The sequence below is a fragment of the Micromonospora sp. WMMD736 genome (assembly GCF_049179015.1).
GTDB lineage: Bacteria > Actinomycetota > Actinomycetes > Mycobacteriales > Micromonosporaceae > Micromonospora.
In genome coordinates this window covers 1-3,179 of record NZ_JBMHMI010000145.1, presented here as the reverse complement: position 1 = coordinate 3,179, position 3,179 = coordinate 1, and the positions used below count along the sequence as shown (strand labels likewise).

The following is a 3,179-nucleotide window of genomic DNA, read 5'->3' as shown; positions in this document are numbered from 1 at the left end:
CGGCCGCGGCGGCGATCATCACCACCACGACCGCCAGTCGCCAGCCCCACAGGTGGCTCATCGCCGCGGTGAGCGGACTGCCCACCACCAACGCCAGGCTGGTGCCCACGTACACCGCGGTGGTGGCGCGCCCAGCGTGGCTGGCCGGGACCAGCCGCGCGCCGATCGGCGCGATCACCGACCACATCAGGCCGTGGGTCAGCGCGCACAGCACCCGGCCGGCGGCCAGCACCGTGAAGTTCGGTGCCAGTGCCGAGATCAGTTGGGCGACCGTCAGGCAGCCGAGGGTGAGCAGCAACGTGCGGCGTCGCGGCCAGTGCGCGGTCAACCGCACCAGCGGAACGGTGGTGAGTGCGGCCACCACGGCGTAGGCGGCCAACAAAGTTCCCACCCTGGCCTCGCTGACCTGCAGATCGGCGGCGATGGCGGGTAGTGCGCCGACCGGCAGCAACTCGGCGGTGACATAGGTGAACGCCGCCGCGGCCAGCACCGCCAACTGCACGGCGACCCGCGGCGTCCACGGTCCGGTCGGCGCCGGCGGCGTCAGCACGATCATCTGGGCGTCACGCTAGCGGCCCGGCCAGGCCCGGCGACCTTGCCGATCCAAAAGGATGCGCAATGGTTGCCAGTTCGCCACCCGGCCTGATCGGCCCGGAGCCGATACGCTACCGGCGATGACGGTCCTGATCGCCCCGGACAGCTTCAAAGGCACCTACACCGCCGCCGAGGTAGCCACCGCGATACTCGCCGGCGTGGAGGCGGCCGGCGGCACCGGCATCACGATGCCCGTCGCCGACGGGGGTGAAGGCACGCTCGCCGCCCTGCAGGATCCGCTGGGCCTGACCGTGGTGAGCGCACCGACGGTCAATCCCTGGGGTGCCGACATGGACGGCCGGTACGGCTACTCGGCCGACGGGACGGCATTGATCGAGGTCGCCGAAGCCAGCGGCATCACGACGCCGCACGCCGGGCCGCGCGACCCGGTCACCGCCGACACCTACGGCACCGGGCTGCTGATCGCCGATGCGTATCGGCGCGGCGCCCGAAACATCGTCCTGGCGGCCGGCGGGTCGGCGACCACCGATGGTGGGGCCGGTGCGGTGCGGGCCCTGCAGGAGGCCGAGGTGACCGACGCGTCGTTCACCATCCTGACTGATGTGACGACGCTGTTCCTCGACGCGGCAAAGGTTTTCGGTCCGCAGAAGGGCGCTGACCCGGCGACGGTCGAGCTGCTGACCGCACGGTTGAGCGAGTTGGCAGACAGCTACAGTCGCGACCCCATCGACGTACCGGGCAGCGGCGCGGCGGGCGGTTTCGTCGGCGGCATGTGGGCGGAGTTCGACGCCCGCATCGTCTCGGGCGCCGACTTCGTGTTGGACACCTGCGGTTTCGACGACGCGGTGCAGCAGGCGTCAGCGATCGTGGTCGGGGAAGGCCGGCTGGACTCGCAGACCGCCGCCGGCAAGATCATTTCGGTGATCCTGCGCCGCTCGGCCGGGGTGCCGGTGTATGCCGTGGTCGGATCGGTGACCGACTGCGACCGCAGCGCTTTCGCCGATGTCATCGTCGCCTCCGACGCGGCGGCGATGGAGGCAGCGGGACGCGCGATCGCTTCGCGTTAGCGCCCGTGCGTTGACTCTGCATCCAGGGCGATGGTTACGCGCATAACCAACGCCCTCAGCGCAGAGTCAACGCCCTGAGGCAGGCTGGACACATGATTGTGGCGTTCAGTGTCAGCCCATCGGGTGGCGACGAGTCCGGCGGGGTCGGGGCCGCGGTGGCCGAGGCGGTGCGGGTGGTGCGGGCTTCCGGTCTGCCCAATGAGACCAACGCGATGTTCACCAACATCGAGGGCGAGTGGGACGAGGTGATGGCTGTGGTCAAGCGGGCGGTGGAAGCGGTGTCGGCGGCGGCGCCGCGAGTGAGCCTGGTGCTCAAGGCCGACATCCGGCCCGGCCACACCGGCCAGCTGGCCGCCAAGGTCGAGCGAATCGAGCGCTCGCTGGACACGCCCTAGGAGCGGACCAGCCGGGCGATGGCCGCCGACGCCTCGGCGATCTTCTCGTCGGCCTGCGCACCGCCCTCGGCGACGGCCTGGCTGACGCAGTGCCCGAGGTGTTCGTCGAGCAGGCCCAGCGCGACGGACTGCAATGCGCTGTTGACCGCACTGATCTGGGTGAGCACGTCGATGCAGTACTTGTCGTCCTCGATCATCTTGGCTATGCCACGCACCTGGCCCTCGATGCGGCGCAGCCGTTTGGCGTAGTTCTCCTTCTCCGGCGAATAGCCGTGCGTCGCAGCCATATCAGCCTCCCAGCATCTGCGCCATCTGATCGATCTCGGCCTGCTGCGTCGCGACGATCGTCGTCGCCAACGCGATCGCGTCGACGTTCTCGCCGTCGGCGAGCTCGGCATTGGCCATCTCGATCGCGCCCTCATGGTGGCTGATCATCGACTCCAGCCACAGTGTGTCGAACGCGGTTCCGCGCAGCGACTGGAGCTCGGTCATGGTGGCGTCATCGACCATGCCCGGCATTGCGTCACCATGGTCGCCGTGCCCGGCGCCAATCTCGCCTTCCCGCCACTGCACCAGCAACACCCGCATCGCCTCGATCTCGGGTTCCTGTGCCGCCCGGATCCGCTCCGCTAGCGCCACGACGTCGGGGTTCGATGAGCGGTCCGGCACCAGAGCAGCCAGGTCCACGGCCTGCGCATGGTGCTGGACCATGGTGGTGACGAATGTGACGTCGGCGTCGTTGAAGCCGGCCGGCGCGTCCGCGATCAGCGGCGCGGTAGTCGCCGTTTCGTGCGCGGTGTGGTCTTCGGCGACGGTGTCGGAGCACGCCACCATGGACAGGACGGCAGCCGGCGCCGCCAGGACCGCGACGATGCGGGTACGAAGCGTCATGCAGACCAGCATACTCTATACCCCATAGGGGTATCGATAATGGTTTGGCCGGGTCAAACGCCGAAGGCATACTTGACGGCATGCCCTCAGGATCGCCAGACATCAAGCCCCGCAGCCGCGACGTCACCGACGGCCTGGAGAAGGCCGCCGCCCGCGGCATGCTGCGCGCGGTCGGGATGACCGACGACGACTTCGCCAAGCCGCAGATCGGCGTCGGCTCGTCGTGGAACGAGATCACCCCGTGCAACCTGTCGCTGGACCGGCTGGCCAA

The 3,179-nt window shown here is 69.3% G+C and carries 6 protein-coding genes; 3 read left to right on the top strand and 3 right to left on the bottom strand.

Translation table 11 applies throughout. The annotated features are described in order from the left end of the window. Positions 1-556, bottom strand: a 556-nt coding sequence (locus ACN269_RS34850; protein ID WP_421477613.1) for an MFS transporter, incomplete at its 3' end; no start/stop codon positions are given. Positions 557-674: 118 nt separating this feature from the next. On the opposite strand from ACN269_RS34850, the gene ACN269_RS34845 reads away from it, so the two are divergent. Then, entirely contained in the window at positions 675-1,622 is a 948-nt protein-coding gene (locus tag ACN269_RS34845) for a glycerate kinase (protein WP_421477611.1), read from the top strand. Between the two features lie 92 nt (positions 1,623-1,714). Further along, a complete protein-coding gene (locus tag ACN269_RS34840; RefSeq protein WP_421477609.1) occupies positions 1,715-2,017 on the top strand; it encodes a thiamine-binding protein in 303 nt (100 codons plus the stop codon). On the opposite strand, the gene ACN269_RS34835 is transcribed toward ACN269_RS34840, so the two are convergent. Further along, entirely contained in the window at positions 2,014-2,304 is a 291-nt protein-coding gene (locus ACN269_RS34835; protein WP_421477607.1) for a metal-sensitive transcriptional regulator, read from the bottom strand. The genes ACN269_RS34840 and ACN269_RS34835 overlap by 4 nt on opposite strands. 1 nt (position 2,305) lies before the next feature. Next, a complete protein-coding gene (locus tag ACN269_RS34830; protein ID WP_421477605.1) occupies positions 2,306-2,908 on the bottom strand; it encodes a DUF305 domain-containing protein in 603 nt (200 codons plus the stop codon). An 80-nt stretch (positions 2,909-2,988) separates the two neighbouring features. Between ACN269_RS34830 and ACN269_RS34825 the strand changes: the two genes are divergently transcribed. Next, positions 2,989-3,179, top strand: a 191-nt coding sequence (locus tag ACN269_RS34825) for a hypothetical protein (protein WP_421477603.1), incomplete at its 3' end; no start/stop codon positions are given.